Source organism: Rubinisphaera margarita, assembly GCF_022267515.1.
In the GTDB taxonomy this organism is placed as follows: Bacteria; Planctomycetota; Planctomycetia; order Planctomycetales; family Planctomycetaceae; genus Rubinisphaera; species Rubinisphaera margarita.
In genome coordinates, this window is sequence record NZ_JAKFGB010000014.1 from 795,987 (window position 1) to 817,411 (window position 21,425).

18 protein-coding genes are annotated in these 21,425 nt (G+C 58.0%); 5 read left to right on the forward strand and 13 right to left on the reverse strand.

All coding sequences use genetic code 11. The features are described from left to right. Positions 1 to 155: 155 nt before the first annotated feature. The 4 genes from L1A08_RS16020 to L1A08_RS16035 form a co-directional block, all read right to left on the reverse strand. Positions 156 to 395, reverse strand: coding sequence for a hypothetical protein (locus tag L1A08_RS16020; RefSeq protein WP_238757454.1), 240 nt, complete (start codon positions 393 to 395; stop codon positions 156 to 158). Between the two features lie 283 nt (positions 396 to 678). Then, a complete protein-coding gene (locus L1A08_RS16025) occupies positions 679 to 3,741 on the reverse strand; it encodes an MMPL family transporter (RefSeq protein ID WP_238757455.1) in 3,063 nt (1,020 codons plus the stop codon). A 103-nt stretch (positions 3,742 to 3,844) separates the two neighbouring features. Next, positions 3,845 to 4,237: a hypothetical protein gene (locus tag L1A08_RS16030; protein WP_238757456.1), complete on the reverse strand. Its 393-nt coding sequence runs from the start codon at positions 4,235 to 4,237 to the stop codon at positions 3,845 to 3,847. 48 nt (positions 4,238 to 4,285) lie between these two features. Beyond that, complete coding sequence (locus tag L1A08_RS16035; protein ID WP_238757457.1) at positions 4,286 to 4,468, reverse strand: hypothetical protein; 183 nt, start codon at positions 4,466 to 4,468, stop codon at positions 4,286 to 4,288. A gap of 506 nt (positions 4,469 to 4,974) precedes the next feature. Between L1A08_RS16035 and L1A08_RS16040 the strand changes: the two genes are divergently transcribed. The 5 genes from L1A08_RS16040 to gmd all read left to right on the forward strand — a co-directional run bounded on the left by L1A08_RS16040 (position 4,975) and on the right by gmd (position 11,536). After that, a complete protein-coding gene (locus L1A08_RS16040) occupies positions 4,975 to 5,283 on the forward strand; it encodes a branched-chain amino acid aminotransferase (RefSeq protein ID WP_238757458.1) in 309 nt (102 codons plus the stop codon). A 323-nt stretch (positions 5,284 to 5,606) separates the two neighbouring features. Then, a complete protein-coding gene (locus tag L1A08_RS16045; RefSeq protein ID WP_238757459.1) occupies positions 5,607 to 7,571 on the forward strand; it encodes a GNAT family N-acetyltransferase in 1,965 nt (654 codons plus the stop codon). Between the two features lie 293 nt (positions 7,572 to 7,864). Beyond that, complete coding sequence (locus L1A08_RS16050) at positions 7,865 to 9,175, forward strand: glutamate-cysteine ligase family protein (RefSeq protein ID WP_238757460.1); 1,311 nt, start codon at positions 7,865 to 7,867, stop codon at positions 9,173 to 9,175. Further along, positions 9,172 to 10,125, forward strand: a complete 954-nt coding sequence (locus L1A08_RS16055; protein ID WP_238757461.1) for a succinylglutamate desuccinylase/aspartoacylase domain-containing protein — start codon at positions 9,172 to 9,174, stop codon at positions 10,123 to 10,125. The genes L1A08_RS16050 and L1A08_RS16055 overlap by 4 nt, the downstream gene beginning before the upstream one ends. Before the next feature lie 316 nt (positions 10,126 to 10,441). Further along, a complete protein-coding gene (gene gmd / locus L1A08_RS16060) occupies positions 10,442 to 11,536 on the forward strand; it encodes a GDP-mannose 4,6-dehydratase (RefSeq protein WP_238757462.1) in 1,095 nt (364 codons plus the stop codon). 92 nt (positions 11,537 to 11,628) lie between these two features. Here the strand turns inward: gmd and L1A08_RS16065 are convergent, their stop codons facing one another. From L1A08_RS16065 to L1A08_RS16105, 9 genes are all read right to left on the reverse strand, one after another. Further along, positions 11,629 to 12,729, reverse strand: a complete 1,101-nt coding sequence (locus L1A08_RS16065; protein ID WP_238757463.1) for a hypothetical protein — start codon at positions 12,727 to 12,729, stop codon at positions 11,629 to 11,631. After that, the gene (locus tag L1A08_RS16070; RefSeq protein ID WP_238757464.1) at positions 12,704 to 14,035 is read right to left on the reverse strand and encodes a hypothetical protein; all 1,332 of its coding nucleotides are present in this window, start codon (positions 14,033 to 14,035) and stop codon (positions 12,704 to 12,706) included. Before L1A08_RS16070 ends, L1A08_RS16065 begins: the two co-directional genes overlap by 26 nt. Positions 14,036 to 14,051: 16 nt before the next feature. Beyond that, a complete protein-coding gene (pseI, locus tag L1A08_RS16075) occupies positions 14,052 to 15,077 on the reverse strand; it encodes a pseudaminic acid synthase (RefSeq protein ID WP_238757465.1) in 1,026 nt (341 codons plus the stop codon). A 122-nt stretch (positions 15,078 to 15,199) separates the two neighbouring features. Next, positions 15,200 to 15,994 carry a UDP-4-amino-4,6-dideoxy-N-acetyl-beta-L-altrosamine N-acetyltransferase gene (gene pseH, locus L1A08_RS16080; protein WP_238757466.1) on the reverse strand — a complete coding sequence of 265 codons (795 nt, stop codon included), beginning with the start codon at positions 15,992 to 15,994 and terminating at the stop codon, positions 15,200 to 15,202. 5 nt (positions 15,995 to 15,999) lie between these two features. Continuing rightward, entirely contained in the window at positions 16,000 to 16,740 is a 741-nt protein-coding gene (locus tag L1A08_RS16085) for a cytidylyltransferase domain-containing protein (RefSeq protein WP_238757467.1), read from the reverse strand. Continuing rightward, a complete protein-coding gene (gene pseC / locus L1A08_RS16090; RefSeq protein ID WP_238757468.1) occupies positions 16,740 to 17,933 on the reverse strand; it encodes a UDP-4-amino-4,6-dideoxy-N-acetyl-beta-L-altrosamine transaminase in 1,194 nt (397 codons plus the stop codon). The genes L1A08_RS16085 and pseC overlap by 1 nt, the downstream gene beginning before the upstream one ends. 106 nt (positions 17,934 to 18,039) lie before the next feature. Then, complete coding sequence (gene pseB, locus L1A08_RS16095) at positions 18,040 to 19,053, reverse strand: UDP-N-acetylglucosamine 4,6-dehydratase (inverting) (RefSeq protein ID WP_238757469.1); 1,014 nt, start codon at positions 19,051 to 19,053, stop codon at positions 18,040 to 18,042. 192 nt (positions 19,054 to 19,245) lie between these two features. After that, on the reverse strand, positions 19,246 to 20,496 hold the full coding sequence (locus L1A08_RS16100) for an ABC transporter ATP-binding protein (RefSeq protein WP_238757470.1): 1,251 nt from the start codon (positions 20,494 to 20,496) through the stop codon (positions 19,246 to 19,248). Further along, complete coding sequence (locus L1A08_RS16105) at positions 20,496 to 21,350, reverse strand: ABC transporter permease (RefSeq protein ID WP_238757471.1); 855 nt, start codon at positions 21,348 to 21,350, stop codon at positions 20,496 to 20,498. Before L1A08_RS16105 ends, L1A08_RS16100 begins: the two co-directional genes overlap by 1 nt. Between the last annotated feature and the right edge of the window lie 75 nt (positions 21,351 to 21,425).

Here is a 21,425-nt window from a genome sequence, read left to right on the forward strand (position 1 = left end):
AGCGATTCGCTTCTGGCTCTCACCGAGCTCGTGGAAACAGAGAAAGCCGCCGGGATTCAGTTCCGGGCGGCTTTTTTTACGGGCTCGTGATCTCGACGGTTATGAAACGATGCGGAGATTCGCTCATCACCGGTTCTGCGGAAGAGCGATCTGCTCTAGCCAGCGCGGCGGTTGGCATCCTGCTGCTGCAGCAGCGGGACGACCTGGCCCATAACGCGGCACATATCGGCAATGATGCCCTGTTCCAGCTCTTCGGTCGACAGTCCATCGCAGGCATTCAGACAGGCGTGGATACGCCGGACGATCTCCCGGTTCTCGGGATTGTCTTCCCCGAGAATGTCGCCTTCGTGTGTGATGATAAGCTGCTGCTGGACCTGAGCGTTCTTCGGATCCATATGAGCGACCCCATTCCGATAACTTGGAACTTCTGCTGAAGCAAGATCTGCCGATGAGACTGACGAGTTTCAGTCTCAAGACGTTGAGGCGATACAGATGCAGTCTGAGCAGCATCTGAAAACAGGTTCGCCATTAATAATTTCGGCAGATTTTTATCTCGGATTCAACGGATCGTACCGCGTCTATGAAGATCAGTAGAATCCCGCAAAGTTCTCGCAGAGAGATGGGCACAATGGGAAGAATGCAGGGGGATATGCTGCCCTTGGGAGAGACCAGCGTCAATCACGCCGCGAATTGTTGCAGGCTCTCAGTTTCCGCGTCGGCTGGATCGTGAAGAGCGGATGACGAATCTCTACGTGCACGGGTGTGTGCTATCAGCACAAGGATGGCCGGCAGGACGATCACCGAGACGATCAGGCAACTGGCGATACCGGTAACCACGACCCGTCCCAGGCCGGCGAGACCACGATGAGCCGCGAACGCCAGTGAACCGAAGCCGACAATCGACGTCATCGAAGTCAACACCAGTGCTCGACAGGTGTTCCCGGACATCACGTAGCGACCGCGGCTTCTGCGAAAATCGTGAATCACGTGGATTCCATCGTCGATTCCGATGCCGAGCACCAAAGGCAGGGCAATCAGATTGGCGGGTGTAAAGTCGATTCCCGTCAGTGCCATCATGCCCAGCAACATGCCTGTCCCGAGAGCGGGCGGCAGCAGAGCCATCAGGCCCACGACGCATTCCCGACGTTCGACGAGCAGACTGCCGCCGACCACGGCTCCAACGAAGGCGAGCAGTAGCCGCAGTGGAGTCAACTCCGGTGCGGATTCCGAACCCATGAGTTGCCGGGCCGTCAGCAGCAGGACAGTCAACAGAAGCGCCGCCGGCCAGACGCGGACGATCGTGCGTGGGCGACTGACATCGATCATGAGGATGAGCACGATCGCCAGCACGGCGTAAACGGCGGCATTCAGGTAACTCTGTTTCAACTGGCGAGAGGCCTCAAAATTCTGAATCGGGGTGCCGGTCACGTCGGTGTCAACGGACCGCAATTCGTTGACATATTGAGCCAGTCCCGCGTCGTTCCAGACGTCGATCGACGGCCGAATCTGCAGCAGCCAGTCGCCGTCCCGACTGCGAAACCGTTCGGTGACATTCTCCAGATAGGCGTGCTGCGTTTCGATCGCATTGCGGAGTTCGAGCGCCATCCAGCGAATTTCCGACCAGAGCGACCGAACCAGTTCCCGTTCCGCGGCTGCGAGGATCTGAATCTGCACTTCAAACGGCTGGCGGGCAAAGATCTCCAGGAAGTGGTCGACTTCCATGCGAAGCTGCGTGTTGATGACCGTTTGCGAATTGTTCAAGGTGACAAGGATCTGTTCGAGCAGCGCCCCGACTTCAGCCGGATTGTGCGGAAGCACTGTCAGCGACGGAGCGCCGGTGGCGATCGCCGCGTCGAGAGCTTCGAGCACCGTCATTGCGTCCTCAGGGGACTGTCCCGGCAACGGGACCTTTCCGGTCAGAATGTCGAGGTCCTCCGGAGAATGGGAGGCCATCTCGATCACCTCGCCGACGGTCGACAGCTGGCGGAACTGCTCGGCATACGCCTGTGCTTCCTCTCGCGTCGGATACCAGCTGACCGCATAGAGAACGTTGGCGGTCTGTCCCCGCATCAATGCCTGTTGCGTGTGGATCGCCGGCAGATCTCGAGGCTGCATGTTCAGCAGGTTGGAATCGTAGACGACCCGACATCTCAGTCCGTCATCGTCCCACGTCCACGCCAGTTGACAAAGAGTAAGCAGCGGCACGAGCACGCAGATCAGGGTCCGGACGGGACGGGCGGTCGTCGCATGCAACAGCCGCATGAACGGCCCTTCGACGGCCGGCCCGGAACCGGCCGGGAGCAGCCACCCTCCGGTCGACACCCCGATGTTCGTGGTCCGCACCCGAGACATCAGCACGACCATGGCCGGGAAGATCATGAACGTGGCGATGACCGCCAGGAGTACGCCGACGCCTGCGATGATCCCGAGTTCGGCGACGCCCGGGAAGTCGGTTAGTCCTGCACAGAGAAATGCGACTGCGGTCGTGAGGGCGGCGGTGACGATTCCGCGTCCCACGGTATGGCCGGCTCGCGCCAGCGATTCAGGGACCTCATTCCCAGCCTGTCGAAAATCCTGAAACGAAGACAGAAGATGAATGCCAAAGTCGATGCCGAGACCGACGAGGATGGCCACGAAAGCCATCGACAGAATATTGAGATGCCCGATCAGGACCGTGGTTGCTCCCAGCGTCCAGATCAGACTGACGCCCACGGTCAGGCAACAGACAGCCGGCAGAGCAAGCCCGCGATACCCGAAGATCAGCAGCAGAATAACGCCCGTCGAGGAGAGGAGCGTCGCCAGAGCCATGTCGTCCTGAGAGCGGACCATTTCCTCGTGCTCCAGCTGAGGAATTCCGGTTACTCCGATTTCGAGTCCGGGAAACCGCTGTCGAGCCGCGGCGACAATCTCCGAAAGTGCATTCAGCGACTCGCCATACTTCTCACTGCCGCTGCTGGCGGACGCGACCGGGACCACACTGATAATGCTGTGATCAGCAGGACAGGCGGCCGGTTCCGACGCAGCCGCCGGATCAGTCTGTCCATCCTCGGAGGTGTCGGGCCGGTAGACGATATGAGGATCGCCGACATAGCGCTGCCAGAACTCCTGATCAGCGGTGACTTTCTCAGGGAAGTATCTGTCGTAGGACTGATCAATCGATTGCAGGGATCGCTCAAGCGATCGGGCGATCCGGTCGGTCACCAGCAGGGCATGCCCGGCTCGCTCTTCTTCATCGGCGTTCAGTTCATGTCGGGTCAACCCGAGCAACTGGAGCAGCGGGGCACTGCTGGAATGGGGTTGCGCAATCAGTCGGGCCAGCTGAACCTGAGTCTGGAGCTCAATGAACTTCTCCTGGAAGTCCTGAGTCGTCTCCGCGGAAAACTGATCCTGACTGTGGACCAGGACATTCTGAAAGCGATCTTCGCGAGCAATCAGTTCCCGGCTGATCCAGTCGACGGTCTGCAACCGTGGCGATTCCGGACCTTCCAGGAGAATCAGAAGCTCGTTGGTTTCACGAAAGCGTTCGCAGTATTCCATCCACCGTTGGTGAAAATCGGCCTTGGGGCTGATCAGGTCGGATCGGTCGGATTTGAACTCCAGACCCGTGACCGCCGTGATTCCACAAATGGCGGTGAAGAGGAGGCTGAGCAGAAGCATGGGCACGGGACGCGCGCAGACCGCTTCGACCAGTCGGCCGATTACGTTCAGACGATCCTTGTCCGGCGACGCTGTCTGACTCAACGGGAGTCCCTTCCTCGGATCCTGCGAAGCTATCGACCACAGCGACTGTACTCAGCCGCTGTGGAGAACGCAGGAGAACTCGCGGCTCAGCCGCGGCCAACGTTTAGAAACTGCGAAAACGCATGGACGAAACGCTGAACTCGACGTCTTCGGTGTGGACGAGAGTCGCCGGTTTTGCAGCCGCCTCACTCGCCGGTAGATCGAGACGAATGGGTTTCTTGCCGAACTTCTTCGCAGGTTTAGTTTCTTCGGCGGCCAGCGTAACACTCCGGGAGGGGGTTTGGCTATCCCGATCGGACTTCGGCTCGACATGATTGATGGCCGAGACCTCTTTCCGGCGGGGAAGCAGATCGATTCCGATCCATGGAGAGCTCTGACCGCTGCTGTGCTGGAACATTGTCCGCCCGACTTCACAGCCGGTCAATGTCGCGCAGCCGATCGCCACGCACAACAGGCGGAGCGGCAGTCCAGTTTTCTGCGATGGCATCCATGCCATGAGTTCTGTTCCGTCGAGGAGGGGTGCGGGAAGGGGAGAGCATCGAATCTATTCGATGTCGTTCTCGGACTGTTTGTCTTTAACCGCTTGAGATTCGTAATCGACCTCGGGTTCCCATTGGCCGGAGATGCTTCGATCCGGCATCAGGTTCGAGAAACTGGTCGGCATGCGGGACGACGAGCAGCCCGTGCCTGCCAGCACGAGACACAATGTCAGCCAGACTGCTTTCATGCTGCGATCCATGCTGTTCATGCAAAGTCTGAGGAGTCAGTTCCGGTATGCATCTCAGTCGAGCCATCCTGGCGTGATGACTGAGATCCCTGCGTCGTGCAGGTCGGTTGCAGGAGTCTGTAACAGGTATCCAAGTGCGTTTGAAGCCCGGATTCGGGCGTTCCCCGAGGGAGTGGCGTCATTTCAACATGATGCCCTGTAGGAACGTCGTCGTAAGTCATGAAATAATAGTCTGTTGCGTAGGAGTGGAAGACGGCGGTCCCGATTGGGATGCAGAATCGCAACATAGCGTCTGTCGGCTTTGCACCGATCCCCCCTGGGTTTCTTTGAAAATATTGCAAGCGCGTAAGGTATCTGCCTGTAAGGGGTTGAATCCCGTCCTACTTTTAGATTTTCCACCCTCTGTAGACCTCCCAGACTCTCAGTGGCACGTTGCCTGCTTTACAGACTGTCAACCACCTGACACACAACTCAAGCTCATAAATAGACTTCTGGAGACCACCTTAATGACGAACACTCTCAGCGCCCTCTACAACGACGAAGCCGGTTTTATCATCTCAGCCGAACTGGTTCTGGTATCCACCATCTGTGTCCTTGGCCTTGTCGTTGGGCTTTCGGAAGTGGCGTTCAACGTCAACCAGGAACTCGAAGACGTCGGAGCCGCCTTCGGCAGTGTCAACCAGGCCTACTCCTACAATGGCACTGCGGGGCAAAAGGGCGGGAACGCGGGCAGCACGTACGACGACGAGTGGGATCACGGCGACGACAGCTGCGATGTCAGCTGCGATGTTGGACCGACCCCCGAAAGCTACTAGGCCGCGAAGGCCATCGAGACAGAGCGAGTTCAGCCAACTTCTGCTCGCGAAACCTTCTTCTCCACGTCGGGGAAGAGGGTTTTTCTCGTTTTGGGGCTCCGTCCGAAGGGGGAGCGCTTCTCTGTTCACAGTCGTCCGGTGCAGGTTCGTTGTCGAGTCCGGCTGGAGCGTCGACCGGATGCTGCCCGTTTTTTTGACTTTGGAGGCAGGCTGACTCTCGAATTTTCTCAGAGGGGATCATATAGTTCCGCGTCGGTCAGCCGGACAGGTCCGGGCCGGCGTACCTCCCTCCCGATCCAGGATACGGATCACGCGAGTCACGAATGAAAATCGCCACGCTGGACGACCTCCCCTTCCTCGATCAGTTGGAGGGGCGTTGCTTTCCTGCACACCGTCGCAGCAATCGGAGATCGCTGCGGGTCAGTATTACCAGTCCCGCCCAGATTGTCATGATTCTGGAAGCGAGCCCGGACGAAGGACCGCCCCGCAATGTCGGTGCGGCGATCCTGCTCAACTACAAGAACTCGCTGCGGATCTACTCGCTGGCCGTGGATCCCGACTACCAGAAGCATGGCTATGGAGCCGAGCTGATCGAGGGTGTCGTCAGCCACGCACGCGAACATGGCTATCACCGCCTGACACTCGAAGCCGACGCCGAGAACAAGAAGCTGATTAACTGGTACAAGAAGGTCGGCTTTGAAACCGTTGAAGTCCTTCACGATTATTACGCTGCCGGCGAGCATGCCGTGCGAATGCGGAAGGAATTGATCAGCAACGAGGCGAACGATCCCGATCAGCGGAACAACGTGATCGTTGTCGACAACCCCAAGAGCTGGCCGCTCGACATCCCGGGCACGGAAGTCGTCGCGGCCAAAACCTACCTGTCGTCCCAGAAGTATCAGAACTCGAATCTCTTCCGAATCTTTAATCTTTGCAAGTCGTTTAAGCCGCACAAATTCGGCTATTACGTCTCGCTGCTCGCATCGGCCCGGGATCAGAAGGTGATTCCGAACGTGACTTCGCTGCGCGATCTGTCCAGCGTGACGCTCGTGCAGAGTGTGGCCGACGATGTTCAGGACGCGATCCAGCAACACCTCAAGGATGTCGAGGGCAAAGAATTCAGCCTCGACATTTACTTCGAGAACACCCCGAACCAGGCATTCTCGCCGCTGGCTAAAATCCTGTCTCAGCAGTTCGAACTGTTGCTGTTCCGGGTGGTCTTCAACAAAGAAGAGAACTGGGAAGTCCGGAAGGTCCAGTTGCTGCCGCTCTCCAACATCCTGAAGGAGCACCCTGAAGAGTTCGAGAAGTTTGCCTCGAAGTACTTCCAGAAAAAGCGCTTCCGACGGACGCGGTTCAAGTACTTCCATTACGATCTCGGAATCCTGGTCAACCCGCAGGAAGCGACGCCCCCGTCGTGTCAGGAAGCGTTGCATCGGATGCGGGATGCGGCTGAGAAAACCGGCTTCTACACCGAGTTCATCACCCGTCAGGACTACAACCGAATCTGCGAGTTCGACGCGATCTTCATTCGCGAAACGACATCAGTTAATAACCACACCTACAAGTTTTCGCGGCGAGCCTACGCCGAAGGATTGATCGTCATGGACGATCCCTGGTCGATCCTTCGCTGCTCGAACAAGATGTATCTCTACGAGCGGCTGTCTCGCAGTCGGGTGCGTCAGCCACGCTCCTGGCTCATCTGCAAGGAAGCGCTCGATGATCAGGCGCTGGTGAAGTACAAATTCCCGATCGTCCTGAAACTTCCGGACAGCTGCTTCTCGATCGGCGTCTTTAAGGTCAATGACCAGGACGAGATGAAAGAGAAGCTGGAACTGCTCTTCAAGACGTCGGAAGTGGTCATTGCTCAAGAGTTCATCCGCACGCCATTCGACTGGCGAATCGGCGTTCTGGACGGCAGCCCGCTGTATGCCTGCAAGTATCACATGGCCGACGGTCACTGGCAGATCTACAACTGGAATACCGAGGTGAAGAGTAATTTCACCGGCGACGCGGAAACGCTGCCGCTCAATCAGGTTCCGAACCACATTCTGCAGACGGCCATTAAAGGTTCTGCGGTGATTGGGGATGGCCTGTACGGTGTCGACCTGAAAGAAGTGCAGGGGAAAGCGTACATCATCGAGATTAACGACAACCCCAACATCGATGCCGGGATCGAAGACGCCATCTATCAGGAAGAACTGTACCTGAAGCTGATGAACTCGTTCTGCAACCGGATCGAGCGCGAACGGAAGGCGCCCCACTTCATTTCCTTCCGGGAAGACTGATCAGTCCCACTGGAGCATCGAAAAGCAAATCGACAGGCGGGCGGTCATCAGACAGCCCGCCTCTTTGCGTTAAGCATATTCGTCCGGGCTCACTCCGAACCGCGATCGGCCTTCTTTAACCGTTACAGCCTCTGAGTTTACGGCTGCCGTGCGGACTTTCCGTTGAGTTGGCACATTCTCTGCAATCACTCCGTTCCATATACGGAGTGTCCGCATTCGTGTGCGTGAATCGGACTTGCGATTCGGGAGCGTATGCGGAGCATTTCGCGGGAGAAAGAAAAGGCAGGTCGGCAATGACGCGTCGTATGGGGCTGGAACAGGAATTCTTTGTCGTGGAGCCAGGGGGGGAACCGTCCCATCGTGCCGACGAACTGCTGCAGCGTTGCCTGGAAATGGCGGAGCCACGGGGGCTCTCTCGGAGTTTCTTTGCCACGGAGTGGGTGAAGAACATCGTCGAGCTTAACACCCCTCCATCGTCGTCGCCCCGCGAACTGGCTGACAGTTACCGCGATATTCTCCAGCTGGCGATCGACGCCGGGCATGAAATCGGCGTCCGGCTTTATCCCTATTCGGTCTATCCTCTGCATTTGATCCCTGTAATTCGGGACGAAGTGAAGTACCACGTGCAGGTGCGAACGATCGGACACGAACGCTTTCTCAACGCCGGGAAGTGTGCGGGGACGCATCTCCATATCGAGGTGCCCCATGGAACCATCGACTCGCGAGTCGGCATTGCGTACGACGCCCCAGCCGACGCCCGTGCGGAGCTTCTCAACACCTACAATCTGGCCACCGCTCTCGATCCGGTGATGATCGCTCTGAGTCGTGCCTGTCCATTTTACGAGGGACGTTCTTCTGGACTGGCCCATCGCACGGCTCGATACCGTGGCAACGAAGAGTACGGCTGGGAAGGGGTCTATACCCTGCTGCCGGAAGTGGGAAGTCTGCGACCCTATGCGGAGAGTATCGAACACCTCGTGCAGCTCCAGTTCGCGCGACACCATGCCTGGCTGAATGCCCTGTCGGCGGCTCGGGTGAACGGGGAACTGTTCGAAGAGGCAGGCGGAAGCCTGTTGACCTCCGCGTGGAATCCTGTGCGACTCAATCTCCACGGCACCGTCGAACTGCGAAACGTCGACAGCAATCTGCCAGAAATCGTGCTCGGCGTGATGATGCTCGTTTATCAGCTGACTCATCGAGTCCGCGAGGAGCGGCTGATCGTCACACCAACCGAAGGCCTCGACTCCATGCGAGTCGAAGGTGACAGGCTTCTCGTGCCTGATTTTGAGCATCTGCATCATCAGTTGCTGTTCGCCGCCGTCAGCGAAGGACTCTCCAGTCCGATCGTTAAGGGATACACCCAATCCACCATCGAGGTCGCCTGTGCTCATGAACCAGACTGGCCGGGACTGAGTGAGCTTGTCCCACAGCCCGGTCAATTTCGCACGACCGAATCTGTCCTTCTTGAGAAGTACTACCCTCAGGGAGAGAGCCTTTCGCGAGAGATCGGTCTCGAACTCGTCCGCGAAGGGTGCGACGTGCTGGAAGATTCCGTCCGAAGACTCCAGGAATCCGGAACGACCGAACCACTATCGACATCATGACTGAGATTGAACTCACCAACCCACTGACCTGTATTCCGTTCAAGGCGAAACGGATCCTCGGACAACATTCGCAGGGGCGGGCAGGGCCGCTGCTTGTTGTTCTCGCGGGAATCCACGGGAATGAACCGTCTGGCGTGCAGGGTCTGGCTTCTGTCATCCATAAGCTGCAGGCCGATGACCCGCCGTTTTTCGGGACCATGGTTGGCATTGTCGGGAATCTGAAGGCTCTCGCTGCCGGCGTCCGCTATATCGACGAAGATCTGAATCGGATCTGGCTGCCCGAGCGGATTGACTCCATGCGCGAAGGTCGGAATCCGGAGTCGAGTGAAGAGGCTGAGCTTCGCGAGATCATCAAGATCATCGATAACCTGCGACACCCGGAAGACCGCAATTTCTTTCTCGACTGCCATACGACCAGCAGTGAAAGCGTTCCTTATATCAGCGTTCCGCTCGATCTTCCCAGTGTGAAGCTCGCCGGCGATTTTCCGGTGCATTCCGTGATTGGCAGTGGCGACAAACTCACCGGTGTATCCGACCGCTACCTCATCGACCACGGCTTTAGCGGGTTTACGTTTGAAGCGGGACGACACGATCGGCTTGCGTCCATTGAGGCTCAGGAAGCGGCAATCTGGGTCGCCCTGCATCAGGTTGGCTGCATGGCTGAAATCCCGGTCGATGCGGACCAGTGTCTGAAGAAAACACAGATCGATGGCCATAAGTTCTACGAAATTGAGTACATCCACAAAGTCACGCCAGAGCAGGGCTTCCAGATGAAACCCGGCTACTGCAATTTCCAGCGGATTCACGAGGGCGATCTCCTCGCGTGGGAGCAAGAGCATCCGATCATTTCGGAATGGGACGCGCGACTCTTTCTCCCGCTCTACCAGCCGCTGGGGGACGACGGTTTCTCCATCATCCGCGAGGCCAATCAACCGCTGAAGAAGAGCTGAACGTCTTAAAACAGACTGGATTTGCCGCATTCGGCGTTGTTAGGGTATAACGTCCACCCAAACCCGAGACCTCGCGAGTAAGTGCGGGATCCCGGGTGCACCGTTCCGTTCAGCCCCAGATCCTCAGCAGATAATCTCCTTTCGGAATCAGATACCACCAGCCGATCCTCTCGGCTAGAGCAGATCGCTCTACCGTATGTCCGCGAATGAGCGTTGAATCGCCTGAAACGCTGCATCTTTCGCGGACCGAACGGTTACACCAAAAAGTAAACTGCTCCAATCCCTGATTCCTCACGATCCTCAAGGACTCTTCTTAGTGACGCAGATCTCTCGCACGCTTCCTCCCCGTAACGGCAAGACAGCACTCATCACCGGCATCACCGGACAGGACGGCTCTTATCTCTCCGAACTCCTGCTCAGCAAAGGGTACGAGGTCTGGGGAGTGGTCCGTCGATCGTCATCGTTGAACACCGGCCGGATCGACCACATTACGCAAGACCCTCATGAGGACGACGTCCGGCTGCATCTCGCCTTTGGCGATCTGACCGATTCCTCTTCGCTCAATCGCATTCTCAAAGTGGTGCGGCCCGATGAGATCTACAACCTCGGCGCTCAGTCGCACGTGAAAGTTTCCTTCGACATCCCGGAATACACGGCTGATGTCACCGGCGTTGGAGCCGTCCGTGTGCTGGAAGCGATGCGGGAGCTCGATCTCGACGCCCGTTTCTATCAGGCGTCCTCGTCAGAACTGTACGGTAAGGTTGTCGAGACGCCGCAGAAGGAAACGACTCCGTTCTACCCCCGCAGTCCCTATGCGGCAGCCAAGGCCTATGCGTTCCACATCACCCGCAATTATCGCGAGTCGTACGGAATGTTTGCCGTGAATGGGATTCTGTTCAACCACGAATCGCCCCGCCGCGGGGAAACGTTCGTGACCCGCAAAATTTCCCGGGGAGTTGCGGCCATCGCCCACGGACACCAGGACTGTCTGTATCTTGGCAATCTCGACGCCCGTCGTGACTGGGGATTCGCAGGCGACTACGTCGAAGCCATGCACCTGATGCTTCAGGCCGAGACGCCCGACGACTATGTGGTCGCGACCGGAGAAACGCACAGCGTTCGTGAGTTCTGTGAGCTCGCGTTCGAACACGTCGACCTGCCCCTCGAATGGCAGGGGGCCGGACTGGCCGAGAAAGGAATCGGTCCCGATGGCCGCGTTCTCGTTCAGATCGATCCCCGCTACTTCCGGCCGGCCGAAGTGGATCTGCTCCTGGGAGACAGTTCCCGTGCCCGCGCCGAACTCGGCTGGAAACCACAGATAACGTTCGAAGAACTCGTCCAGACCATGGTCGATTCCGACCTCGTAGCGGAGGAACACAAACCCGGCCCCTTCACCGTCAACGAACTCTGAACCGGTAACGTCCACTCCCGTGTCAGCGAGGCCGGATGTGCCGTTGTCGTGGAAGTTCCTCGCTGACGTTTCGGGTTGAGATGCCGCCGGCTTCAGCTGGTTGGAGGGATTCGTCGCAGGATTCGCTTGTTGATCTGGTACTTGGTGAACGCGGTCCAGTCTTTGGCAAACTTTCGGGCTCCGTAGTAGCGCTGATCGAGCCAGCTCCATCCCAGATACCGGGCCAGTTCCGCCGGGTCGCGCTGATTCTCCGCTCCCAGTTCCTTCCGTCCCCAGTCGACTGCGGTGACCGCCTGTGCGGGATGATCGACGAAGCCCCAACCGAGGCGTTCCCGGGCGAACTCTTCTCCCAGCAGGGGAGCGATATGATCAAGAATCTGCGGGTAGGTGCGGTAGATCAGTGTGTCGGCCAGTTCGCCTTGCGTGCGACTGTAGAAGTCGCCCCAGAGGCTGACGCGGCTCCCTTCGCTCGTCGCATAGGGAATCTGTGAGCCAAGTGCGTTGGTGGTCATGAACTCAAAGCTGCGAAACAGCACCCGCAGCCGATTGTGCGACTGCCGATCCTTCGCCCCCGCCCCCTGCACCCACGGAATGCCGTGGCGGTCGAGATGTTCCGTCAGCCCTTCCGAACGAACCGTATGCTCGTGCAGACAGAAGCAGATCGTCTCGAAGTCCGTTCGCAGATCGAGAATCGCATCCACATAGGTTCGCTGATCCTGCGAGAGTTCTCCCTGGTCGATTCCGTGGGTCGGCATCACCAGCAGCGTCCCCAGTCGCCGCTCAATGGCGGGGAGAGCAGCCGCATAGAGATACGGCATTCCCACGGCTTCGACATTCGTGTAGCCGTGATCTTGCAGCAGCTTCGCATTCTCGGCCGTGTGCACCAGATATGTTTTCCACCGCCGCTGCTGACAGTCGGAATCGACGATCAACTCGGGATGAATGACCGGGAACATATTGATCCAGCCGTGCGTCCACTCCGCATAACTGTGCGGCACCCGCTTGCGTCCCAGATGATTCGCGATATTGAACGAAGCCCCGTAGTAGTCGGCTTCATTGCGGGTTCTCCACAGCTCCACCGGAGGAACTTCCGCCCGAACGGGGAGGTCCAGAAAACTCGCCGAGCAGTACGGCGGTTCGATCAGGTGGCTCGGTTTCGGGGGCGCGTCACTCGACATGTTTGACGTGCTCATCAATACCCAGCTTTTTCGGATCGGCGGGGCCGGGGCTCTGAAGTTCCGGAAACGGGGTGGTGCGAAGCCATTCCTCGATGGGCATTTGATACCGAATGACGGGAGTGGTCAGACGCAGAGCACCGAACTGCACGTTGGCTGCTTCGCCGATGACTCCGTCAACCGTCTCGAGATTGTAATGAATGGCGTAGTGCAGCAGCGGAACAGAGTCCGCTCCCCAGAGATTCAAATGCCAGAGATAGATCTCGCCGGATGGAACGTCGGCTTCGAGGGGATACCTGAGTTCCCAGACCTGATCCTTTTTCACCGACTTCAAATTGACCCGATCAGATGCCGCCAGAAGGCCCGGCAGTTCGTACTGCTTCGTCGCGAACACGTGTTCCATGATACGATCCGAATAGAGAACATCGGCTGTGAAGGGAGCGCGGGTGATCGTCAGCTTGAGGGAGCATTTCTCCGGGCGGGCGGCACCGGGCGTCAGGACCGTCCCCGCATCATCCACCACGGCGACATCAAAGGTGCAGGTGAGGTAGTTTCCGCCGTTGAACAACTCGGGATCGCGCTCGTCGTTCCCCCGATAATACCGTTTCTCCAGTGCCGGACCGTCATCGGTGGGGAAGGGCGGTTGTGGGGGATTCCCGAAATGATAGTGCATCTCCTGATGCATCCGAGCCGCCTGCGGAGCAACGCCTTCTCGCTCGATGGCGGGACCGATTCCTGAGTAGCTCGCGGCGTTCTCGTGCGAAATCTGGCGGTAGGCCAGTGCGATCAGCAGGAACTGAAGGCTCGCCGTGATCAGAATGAGATAGGCGGTGCAATGAGCCGCCAGACCGATTGAGAGATAACGTCGCCGGAACGTCGTTCCAATCGGAAGAGCCAGGACCCAGACGATCACGATGAGGCTGACCAGAATCAGAACCGGCCAGTAAGGAACTCCGGAGAAGTAGTCCGCGGGAGACCAGATGGGCAACGTTTGGAATCGGTGCCACGTTCGGCTGAGCGAGGAGGAATTCCGGCTGGACGGAAACGATTTGCTGTCACTCTCGACGACGTGCCGCAGTGCGGGAGGAAGATTCGCGACGTACTCATCGGGATTGTCGCCGAATTCCGCGCGACAGATCTCACAGCAGAAATAAATCTTCGTGTCACCACGTTCGATGAAGATCTCGCGGTCCACTTTCCGATCGGTCATCACCGGACACATCTCGTTCGTCAGGCTCTCGGCCCACAAACACGACGTGCCCCCCCCGGCGAGCAGCACACAGGCCAGAGCCATGATTCGGATGAACGAACTGAAATTAACCATGCCAGAATAACAAACGCTAGGAAGAGATCATGGACCAGTCGAGCGGCGTATTCGCCGGGACATCCACGCTGAGTGTTCGTCCCATGACCGTGTCCCAGTGTTTTGGGGAAAGACCGTCGGCAGGTCGGATCGATCGCACGTTCTGTGTGGTAATCGTTTCTCCTGCCTTCACGTCTTTCACGACATAGAGGGACCGACGAAACTTCAAGCTCCCTTCCTCGGCGGCCGATCTTCGGTACGAGACTTCTCCGAGTGCTTTTTCGGCGATTCGCACGGCGTCGACCATCTCGCGAAACTCGGCCGGTTCCAGCGAAAAGGCTCCGTCCGGTCCGCCATCGGAACGGGCAAGCGTAAAGTGTTTCTCGATAACGCGTGCTCCGAGAGTAACCGCGGCAATCGGGACGGTCGTTCCCAGCGTATGATCGGACAATCCCGGGATGACGCCGAAGCGCGTCGCGAGATTCGGGATCGTCAGCAGGTTGGCGTCTTCCGGAAGAGCCGGGTACGCGCTCGTGCATTTGAGAAGAGCGATCTCCTTCGCTCCCGCATCCCGGGCAGCGGTCACCGCATCATCAATTTCATCGATCGAGGCCATTCCGGTCGACATAATGAGCGGCTTCCCCGTCGCCGCCACCCGTCGGATCAACGGGATATCCACCAGTTCAAACGATGCGATTTTGTACGCCGGCACATCCATCGCTTCAAGAAAGTCCACCGCTGTGTGATCGAATGGCGTACTGAACAGCGGCATCCCCAGGCTCTCCGCGACTTCCTTCAGCTTCGGTTGCCACTCCCAGGGCGTGTAAGCTTCCTGATAGAGATCATGGAGCTGTCGCCCATCCCAGAGGCCGCCGTGAATCAGAAACTCGGGACGATCTGATTTCACGGTGATGGTGTCTGCCGTGTATGTCTGCAGTTTGACGGCATCGGCACCGGCTGCCTTCGCCGCTTGCACCAGCTCGACGGCTCGTTCGTAACTATGATTATGATTGGCCGACAATTCGGCGATAATCAGGACCCGCTGGTTGCTTAACAGACTCATCCACTTGATTCAATTTCGAGGGGTGCCACTGCTGAGCTGTCAGCAGCGCGGGTGAAGTGATTGATCAGGTCCGCCCAATAGATTGGTGAACGTCATCCGCGTCCGTCCAGCGAACCCAGACGTCATGAGTTCTCTTCTTCGAGTTTTTCAGTCAGACCGGAAATCTCGCGGTCGATCTTTTTGATCTCGGAAACAATCGGAACCGCAATGTCGGGCGATTTTTCCAAGGCGAGCCGCATAATATTCATCCAGTTTACGTTATTTCGAGCCCGCGCCGCTTCGATCTGATCAATCGCCTTGGGCACAACGCCATTCTCGCCCTCACCGTTCCATTCGATTCGGACCTGGAATCGTTCAATTTTTTCTCGCGAACGTTCGAGCACGGTGTCCCGTTCAGCGAGCCACTCGTCTCGTGTCAGGCCAACGAAATGAACGCCCAGCCGCTCACCGTGTTTCACGATCTCGGATCGCCGAAAGCCTTCGTCGACGAAAAGAAATTTGTGGTGCATGTTCAGCGAGACTTCATTGCCTTCGAGCACTTCACAGTTCAGTTTTTCAATCTGCAGGGTCTCGAAAATGAAGTTCAGAAAATGATACTCGATGGCGGAACCAAGTCCGCCGCGTGCAGATGCTGTCAGGTAGTATGCGCGTTCGGCTCGCAGATTCGCCCGATCGATTTTTGTGACGCTGATCACGCCGAGTGGTTGGCGGTCGTCATTCAGGACTGCAAAGACAATCTGCGAATCGTCCTTTTTGAGCCGGCTGATCCACAACAGATGTTCGTTCACACTGATTTCGTGATCGGTGAACATCCAGCGTCGAACTTCCGCTTCATTGCGGAGTTCGCGGACCTTCATCTGATCTTCGACTTCTAGGGAAACAATCGGAATGAGATGGATCGGCTTCGGTTCGTTCATGAAAGCTAGAGTTTCTTCTGTTCGACGTGTGCATTGAGCTTCGCCCAGTCTGGATGGTCCTGGCAAAGTGTCAGAATGGTCTGCCAGTTCGCGAACCGATCTTCAAGGCTTTGACAGATGCGTTCGATGAGTTCAAAGTCCTCGGGAGTGTCGACTGTCCATCGCCAGGACGAATGGTCGACTGGATTCTGAAAAGAACGCAACGAGAACTGCTCGTGGTTCTGATACAGATAGGGGGTCACGTGTTCTCGCTGGGCGGGCTCATCAGCTTCTTTTCGAGCGATGCCGAGAGCATCATAAGAAAAGACCTCGCAGTCGAGTCCACGAGGGAACGTGCGGACCGGAATGGCATTCGACGCGTAATCGCACTCCGGGCGGGCGCTGTGGTAGAGTTCGACGACTTCGTCAACGAGGTCCGGGTCGATCAGGGGGCAGTCGGAGGTGATGCGGACGATGGTTTCGGCCTGGAAGTCGGTCGCCGCGTGGTAGTAGCGGTCGAGAACATCGTCCCGGCTGCCGCGATAACAGGGGTAGTTGTGCAGCTGGCACTGGGCGACGATGGCGTCATCTTCCGGGTCGGTCGTGGTGGCGATCACGATGCGATCGAGCGTGCGGGCCCGTTTCAGACGTTCGACGACCCAGCAGAGCATCGGCTCCCCGAGCAGCGGCTTGAGCACCTTGCCCGGCAGGCGGGTGCTGGTCATTCGAGCCTGAATGATGGCGACAGTGTGCGGGCGGCCTTCCATTATGTTTCCTCCATCAGACGGCGGACTTCCGTGATCACCGTGGCGACATCGTCTTCGGTCATCGCTGGAAACAGCGGCAGACTCAACAGCTGTGGATAGATCGCCTCAGCATTTGGACATTTGCCCGGTCCGTAGCCGTACGTTTCACGATACCACGGCTGGAGGTGCACCGGAATGTATAAAACCTGACTGCCGACCCCGCGTTCGCGGAGTTTCGTCATGAACTCCGTTCGTGTGGTCTGCAGGGCCGCGAAATCAATGCGAACCGTATACAGATGCCAGGAAGTCAGCTCGGCATCGGCTGGATTACGCAGTCCGGGGCTCTCCAGATGAGGAACGTCGGCAAAGGCGTCGTTGTAGCGAGCAACAATCTCCTGTCGACGGGCGATGAAGGCGTCGAGTCGCTGCAGTTGACTCAGTCCCAGAGCACACTGCAGATCGGTGATTCGATAGTTGTAGCCGAGTGCCTGCATTTCGTAATACCACGGCCCCTGTTCGCCGAAAACTTCGTCGGTGCTGAGGCCAGTGAAGTCCTCGGGATTGCGGGTCATGCCATGATTCCGCAGCAGCCGCAGCCGGCCTGCGAGGACGTCGTCGTTGGTGACGATCATCCCTCCTTCACCCGTCGTCATCGTTTTGACGGGATGAAAGCTGTAGGTTGTCATGTCGGCCCAGGGATGATTGCCGACGGGCCAGGTTTGTCCGTCGTGTTCGAAGCGTCCGCCGATGGCATGGCAGGCATCTTCGATGATCAACGCTCCGTGCCGACGTGCAATCTTGGCGATGCCGGGCATGTCGGCGGTCTGGCCGGCATAATCGACGGCGACCACGGCTCGCGTGTCGGGCTGCCATTGTTCGGCAAGAGCATCAGGATCGAGGCAGAGCGAAACGGGATCGATATCGGCGAAGTCGGGTGTCGCTCCCACGAACGCGGCGGCATTGGCGGAAGCGAGGAACGTGTTCGGCGTGGTGAGGACTCGATGTCCGGGACCGATCTCAGCGGCCAGCATCGCCAGATGCAGAGCAGCGGTTCCATTGGCGACGGCGATCGCATGCTTCGCACCGAGCCGGGCGGCGAACTGTTCTTCAAACTCGGCGACGGTCGGTCCGGTCGTCAGCCAGTCCCCCGAAAGCGCAGCGGCAACCCGAGCAATGTCGTCTTCAGAAATCGACTGGCGGCCGTAGGGAATCATGGGGTGTTACTTGTGTCTAACAGCAAAAGTAGGGTGCGTCTTGACGCACCAAAATGAGACTCGGCCAAAGGGAGTCCCCGGTGCGTCAAGACGCACCCTGCATGTCTTAGTGCATCCCCGTGTCGATCAGTTCGCGGAGTTCCGCCACGCTCAGCCAGCGGTCGTTGCTGTCGGAGCGATAATGGAATCCTTCCGGAACCCGTCGGGCATGATGATGCTCCTCGAAGCGGGCGATGTTTTCTTCCTGAGACGTGAATGGAGCCGTCGGCACCATGATGTAATTGTCGTCGGTTTCGATTGTGGAAAGGGAATCGGTTTCGGTGATCATTTCTTCGTGCAGTTTCTCGCCGGCCCGGATCCCGACAACCTTCTGTTCACACTCGGGGCCGACGGCTTCAGCGACATCGACGATGCGATACGACGGAATCTTCGGCACCCAGAGTTCGCCGCCGAGAGAGGCTTCCATCGCATGCAGCACGAGATCGACGCCGTGACTGAGCAGAATGTTGAACCGTGTCATCCGCGGATCCGTGATCGGCAGCACGCCGGTTTCCTTCTGCTTGAGGAAAAACGGAATGACCGAGCCGCGGGAGCCCATCACGTTGCCGTATCGGACGACGGAGAGACGCAGATCGCGTTTCCCTTTCATGTTATTGGCGGCGAGAAAGAGTTTGTCGGAACAGAGTTTCGTCGCTCCATAGAGATTGATCGGAGCACAGGCTTTGTCAGTCGACAGAGCGACGACCCGCTTCACATTGCGATCGAGTGAAGCCGAGATCAGATTCTCAGCTCCCATGACGTTGGTTTGAATGCATTCAAACGGATTGTACTCGGCTGCGGGCACCTGTTTGAGGGCGGCGGCGTGAACGACATAATCGATGCCATCGAGAGCGCGGCGAAGTCGGGGCTGGTCGCGGACATCTCCGATGAAGAACCGCAGCTGCGGAAACTCGCCCCGCGGGAACCGCTGCTGCATTTCGAACTGCTTGAGCTCGTCGCGGGAGTAGATGACGATCTTCGTCACTTCGGGATGGTCGGTGACCAGACGACTGATCAACGCCTGACCGAAAGAGCCGGTGCCGCCAGTGACAAGGACTGAAGAGTTGGAAGGGAAGTTCATGAATTGCAAATTTCAGTTCTGGTCACCTGATCGTAGCGGCGGCATCCTGCCGCCGAGAAAGACAACACATGTCGGCTGGGATAGGCGAAGCCGTATCTCAGCATCGAACGTCCAAAACACCGAGATAGGCCTGCGGCTATCCGCGACTCCTATCTTCGCCGGCCACGCCCATTCGGCGGCAAGATGCCGCCGCTACAGGTCGATCGGCTTCCATTCGAGCAGGGTACTGACGACACCGCCCCGGTTGTCGCCGCGAGCGGTCAGGAGATCGCTGACGCGAAACGCGAGTGTGTTCCCCGGCAGATCGACCTGGAAAGTCTCTTCCCGTCTGCTGGCCAGCGAGAGATAGACGCTGTATTCCCCGTGTCCGAGCACCCGTGGCGGCACGGTCATTCTGATCGTTCGCCGACCCGGCTGCAATGTCGCGAATGGATTGCTGGCCAGATCCTGACTGTCCGAAACGAGGACGGTCAGGCCGTCCGCTCGGACAAGTTCCAGGTAACCGTAGACGCCGGCGATGTCCCGACGGACTTCGAACTCCATGTCGATCCCGATCGGCTCGTCGCAGCTGAACGAGATCGCGGGATCGCCGTTCTGGTTGTGCAGCGAAATTCGGGCGAGCTGAACGGGCTTCGATTCATCGAGCTCGAACTCGCGATAAGTCTGATCAGCGGCTGGCCAGAAGCTGGTCAGGTATTTGTCGACGGCCGCGTTGACATCGTCGTACATCGTGGAGGTGCCGTCTTCCAGCCAGAGGCATTTGTTACAGAGCCGCTGGATCGAAATCATGCTGTGCGAGACGATCAGAATGGTGTGTCCGCTGTGGGCGACATCGCTGATTTTCTGCAGGCACTTCCGCTGAAACTCGGCATCGCCGACAGCAAGTACTTCATCGACAATAAGAATCTCGGGCTGCAGATGGGCGGCGACCGCGAAGCCGAGTCGCACCTGCATCCCGCTGGAGTACCGCTTGACGGGCGTATCGAGAAACTTTTCGAGACCGGCGAACGCCACGATCTCATCGAACTGAGCAGCGATCTCGTGCCGCTGCATGCCGAGCACGGTCCCACTGAGATAGATGTTCTCGCGACCAGTCAGTTCCTGATGAAATCCGGTCCCGACTTCAAGCAGCGAGCCGACTCGCCCTTTGATTCCGAATCGCCCCGAGGTCGGTTCCGTGATGCGGGACAGGACTTTGAGCAGCGTACTCTTGCCGGCTCCGTTGCGTCCGATGATGCCGACGACGTCGCCGCGGTGGACTTCGAAGTCGACGTCTCTCAAAGCCCAGAACGTCGTTTCGCTGGAAGAGTCGCCGTCCCGGCTTTGGCGGAAGGGAGCCGTCAGCCAGCCCATCAGCACTTCGGACAACCGGCTGTAGGGCTGCTTCTTCCCGATACGAAATTGTTTGCCGAGTCCCTCGGCGCGGATGACGACGTCGCTCATCACACCCGATCCGTAAAGAGGCGTTCCATCCGGCCGAAATTGTAGATGCCGGACAGGAGCAGAATCGTGGTGCCGATGCCCGAAATGATCAGCGGAATCAGCGGGGGAAATGTCGTATCGAGGATCGACCAGCGGATCAGCGAAAGCAGTCCGACAAACGGATTCAGGCAATAAACGAACTGCACCGTGGGCGACATGCGTTCGAGGACCGCGGCCAGCTCGTAAGTGACCGGACTGGCCAGCAGACCGATACTGATCAGAAACGGCACCGTATATTGGACGTCGCGATAGAGGGCGTTCATGGCCGAGAACCACAACGCAGCCGCCAGTGCGGTGAGAAACAGTCCGAGAGCAATGACGGGCAGCCAGAGAATCTGCAATGAAACGCCGACGCCGTACCAGAGCATCACGCCGATCAGCACGACGGCTGCAATCGCCAGGTCGACCAGCGGAGGGATCATCGAGGCCAGCGGCAGAATGATTTTCGGAAAGTAGACCTTCTGCACCAGTTGAGCATTCATGGAAATCGACTGCGTCGCCGCGACGACGGAAGTGGCTACGAATTGCCAGAAAATCAGAGCGCAGAGCGAGGTGACGGCATACGGCAGCCCGCTGGTTGTCGGACGGCCATCGAGTGTCGAAAACAGCATGCCGAAGACGATCATAGTGACAACGGGCTGAATGACTGCCCAGAGAGCGCCGATGAGCGTCTGTCGATAGCGGACTTTCAGATCCCGCAGCGCGAACTGCCAGATCAGACTGCGGAAACGCCCGATCTCCATCACGTTGATGGAATCCCAGACGGTCCGTCGCCCGAACCAGGTCAGGTCGTCGGTAGAAGAGTTGGTCGACATGCGATGAAATTCAACAGAGGCACGCGGCTGCGAGTCGACCGGCATGATAGTGAAACGAAGGTGCCGGCTGTACCG

Excerpts from the sequence above, each read along its gene's own strand:
- L1A08_RS16100 (WP_238757470.1), bottom strand. The coding sequence starts at position 20,496 with ATGAGCGACGTCGTCATCCGCGCCGAGGGACTCGGCAAACAATTTCGT.
- L1A08_RS16040 (WP_238757458.1), top strand. The coding sequence starts at position 4,975 with ATGACGAACACTCTCAGCGCCCTCTACAACGACGAAGCCGGTTTTATC.
- L1A08_RS16065 (WP_238757463.1), bottom strand. The coding sequence starts at position 12,729 with ATGAGCACGTCAAACATGTCGAGTGACGCGCCCCCGAAACCGAGCCAC.
- L1A08_RS16030 (WP_238757456.1), bottom strand. The coding sequence starts at position 4,237 with ATGGCATGGATGCCATCGCAGAAAACTGGACTGCCGCTCCGCCTGTTG.
- pseC (WP_238757468.1), bottom strand. The coding sequence starts at position 17,933 with ATGATTCCCTACGGCCGCCAGTCGATTTCTGAAGACGACATTGCTCGG.
- pseB (WP_238757469.1), bottom strand. The coding sequence starts at position 19,053 with ATGAACTTCCCTTCCAACTCTTCAGTCCTTGTCACTGGCGGCACCGGC.
- L1A08_RS16045 (WP_238757459.1), top strand. The coding sequence starts at position 5,607 with ATGAAAATCGCCACGCTGGACGACCTCCCCTTCCTCGATCAGTTGGAG.
- L1A08_RS16085 (WP_238757467.1), bottom strand. The coding sequence starts at position 16,740 with ATGGAAGGCCGCCCGCACACTGTCGCCATCATTCAGGCTCGAATGACC.
- pseI (WP_238757465.1), bottom strand. The coding sequence starts at position 15,077 with ATGAGTCTGTTAAGCAACCAGCGGGTCCTGATTATCGCCGAATTGTCG.
- pseH (WP_238757466.1), bottom strand. The coding sequence starts at position 15,994 with ATGAACGAACCGAAGCCGATCCATCTCATTCCGATTGTTTCCCTAGAA.
- L1A08_RS16050 (WP_238757460.1), top strand. The coding sequence starts at position 7,865 with ATGACGCGTCGTATGGGGCTGGAACAGGAATTCTTTGTCGTGGAGCCA.
- L1A08_RS16055 (WP_238757461.1), top strand. The coding sequence starts at position 9,172 with ATGACTGAGATTGAACTCACCAACCCACTGACCTGTATTCCGTTCAAG.
- L1A08_RS16105 (WP_238757471.1), bottom strand. The coding sequence starts at position 21,350 with ATGTCGACCAACTCTTCTACCGACGACCTGACCTGGTTCGGGCGACGG.
- L1A08_RS16020 (WP_238757454.1), bottom strand. The coding sequence starts at position 395 with ATGGATCCGAAGAACGCTCAGGTCCAGCAGCAGCTTATCATCACACAC.
- L1A08_RS16035 (WP_238757457.1), bottom strand. The coding sequence starts at position 4,468 with ATGAAAGCAGTCTGGCTGACATTGTGTCTCGTGCTGGCAGGCACGGGC.
- L1A08_RS16070 (WP_238757464.1), bottom strand. The coding sequence starts at position 14,035 with ATGGTTAATTTCAGTTCGTTCATCCGAATCATGGCTCTGGCCTGTGTG.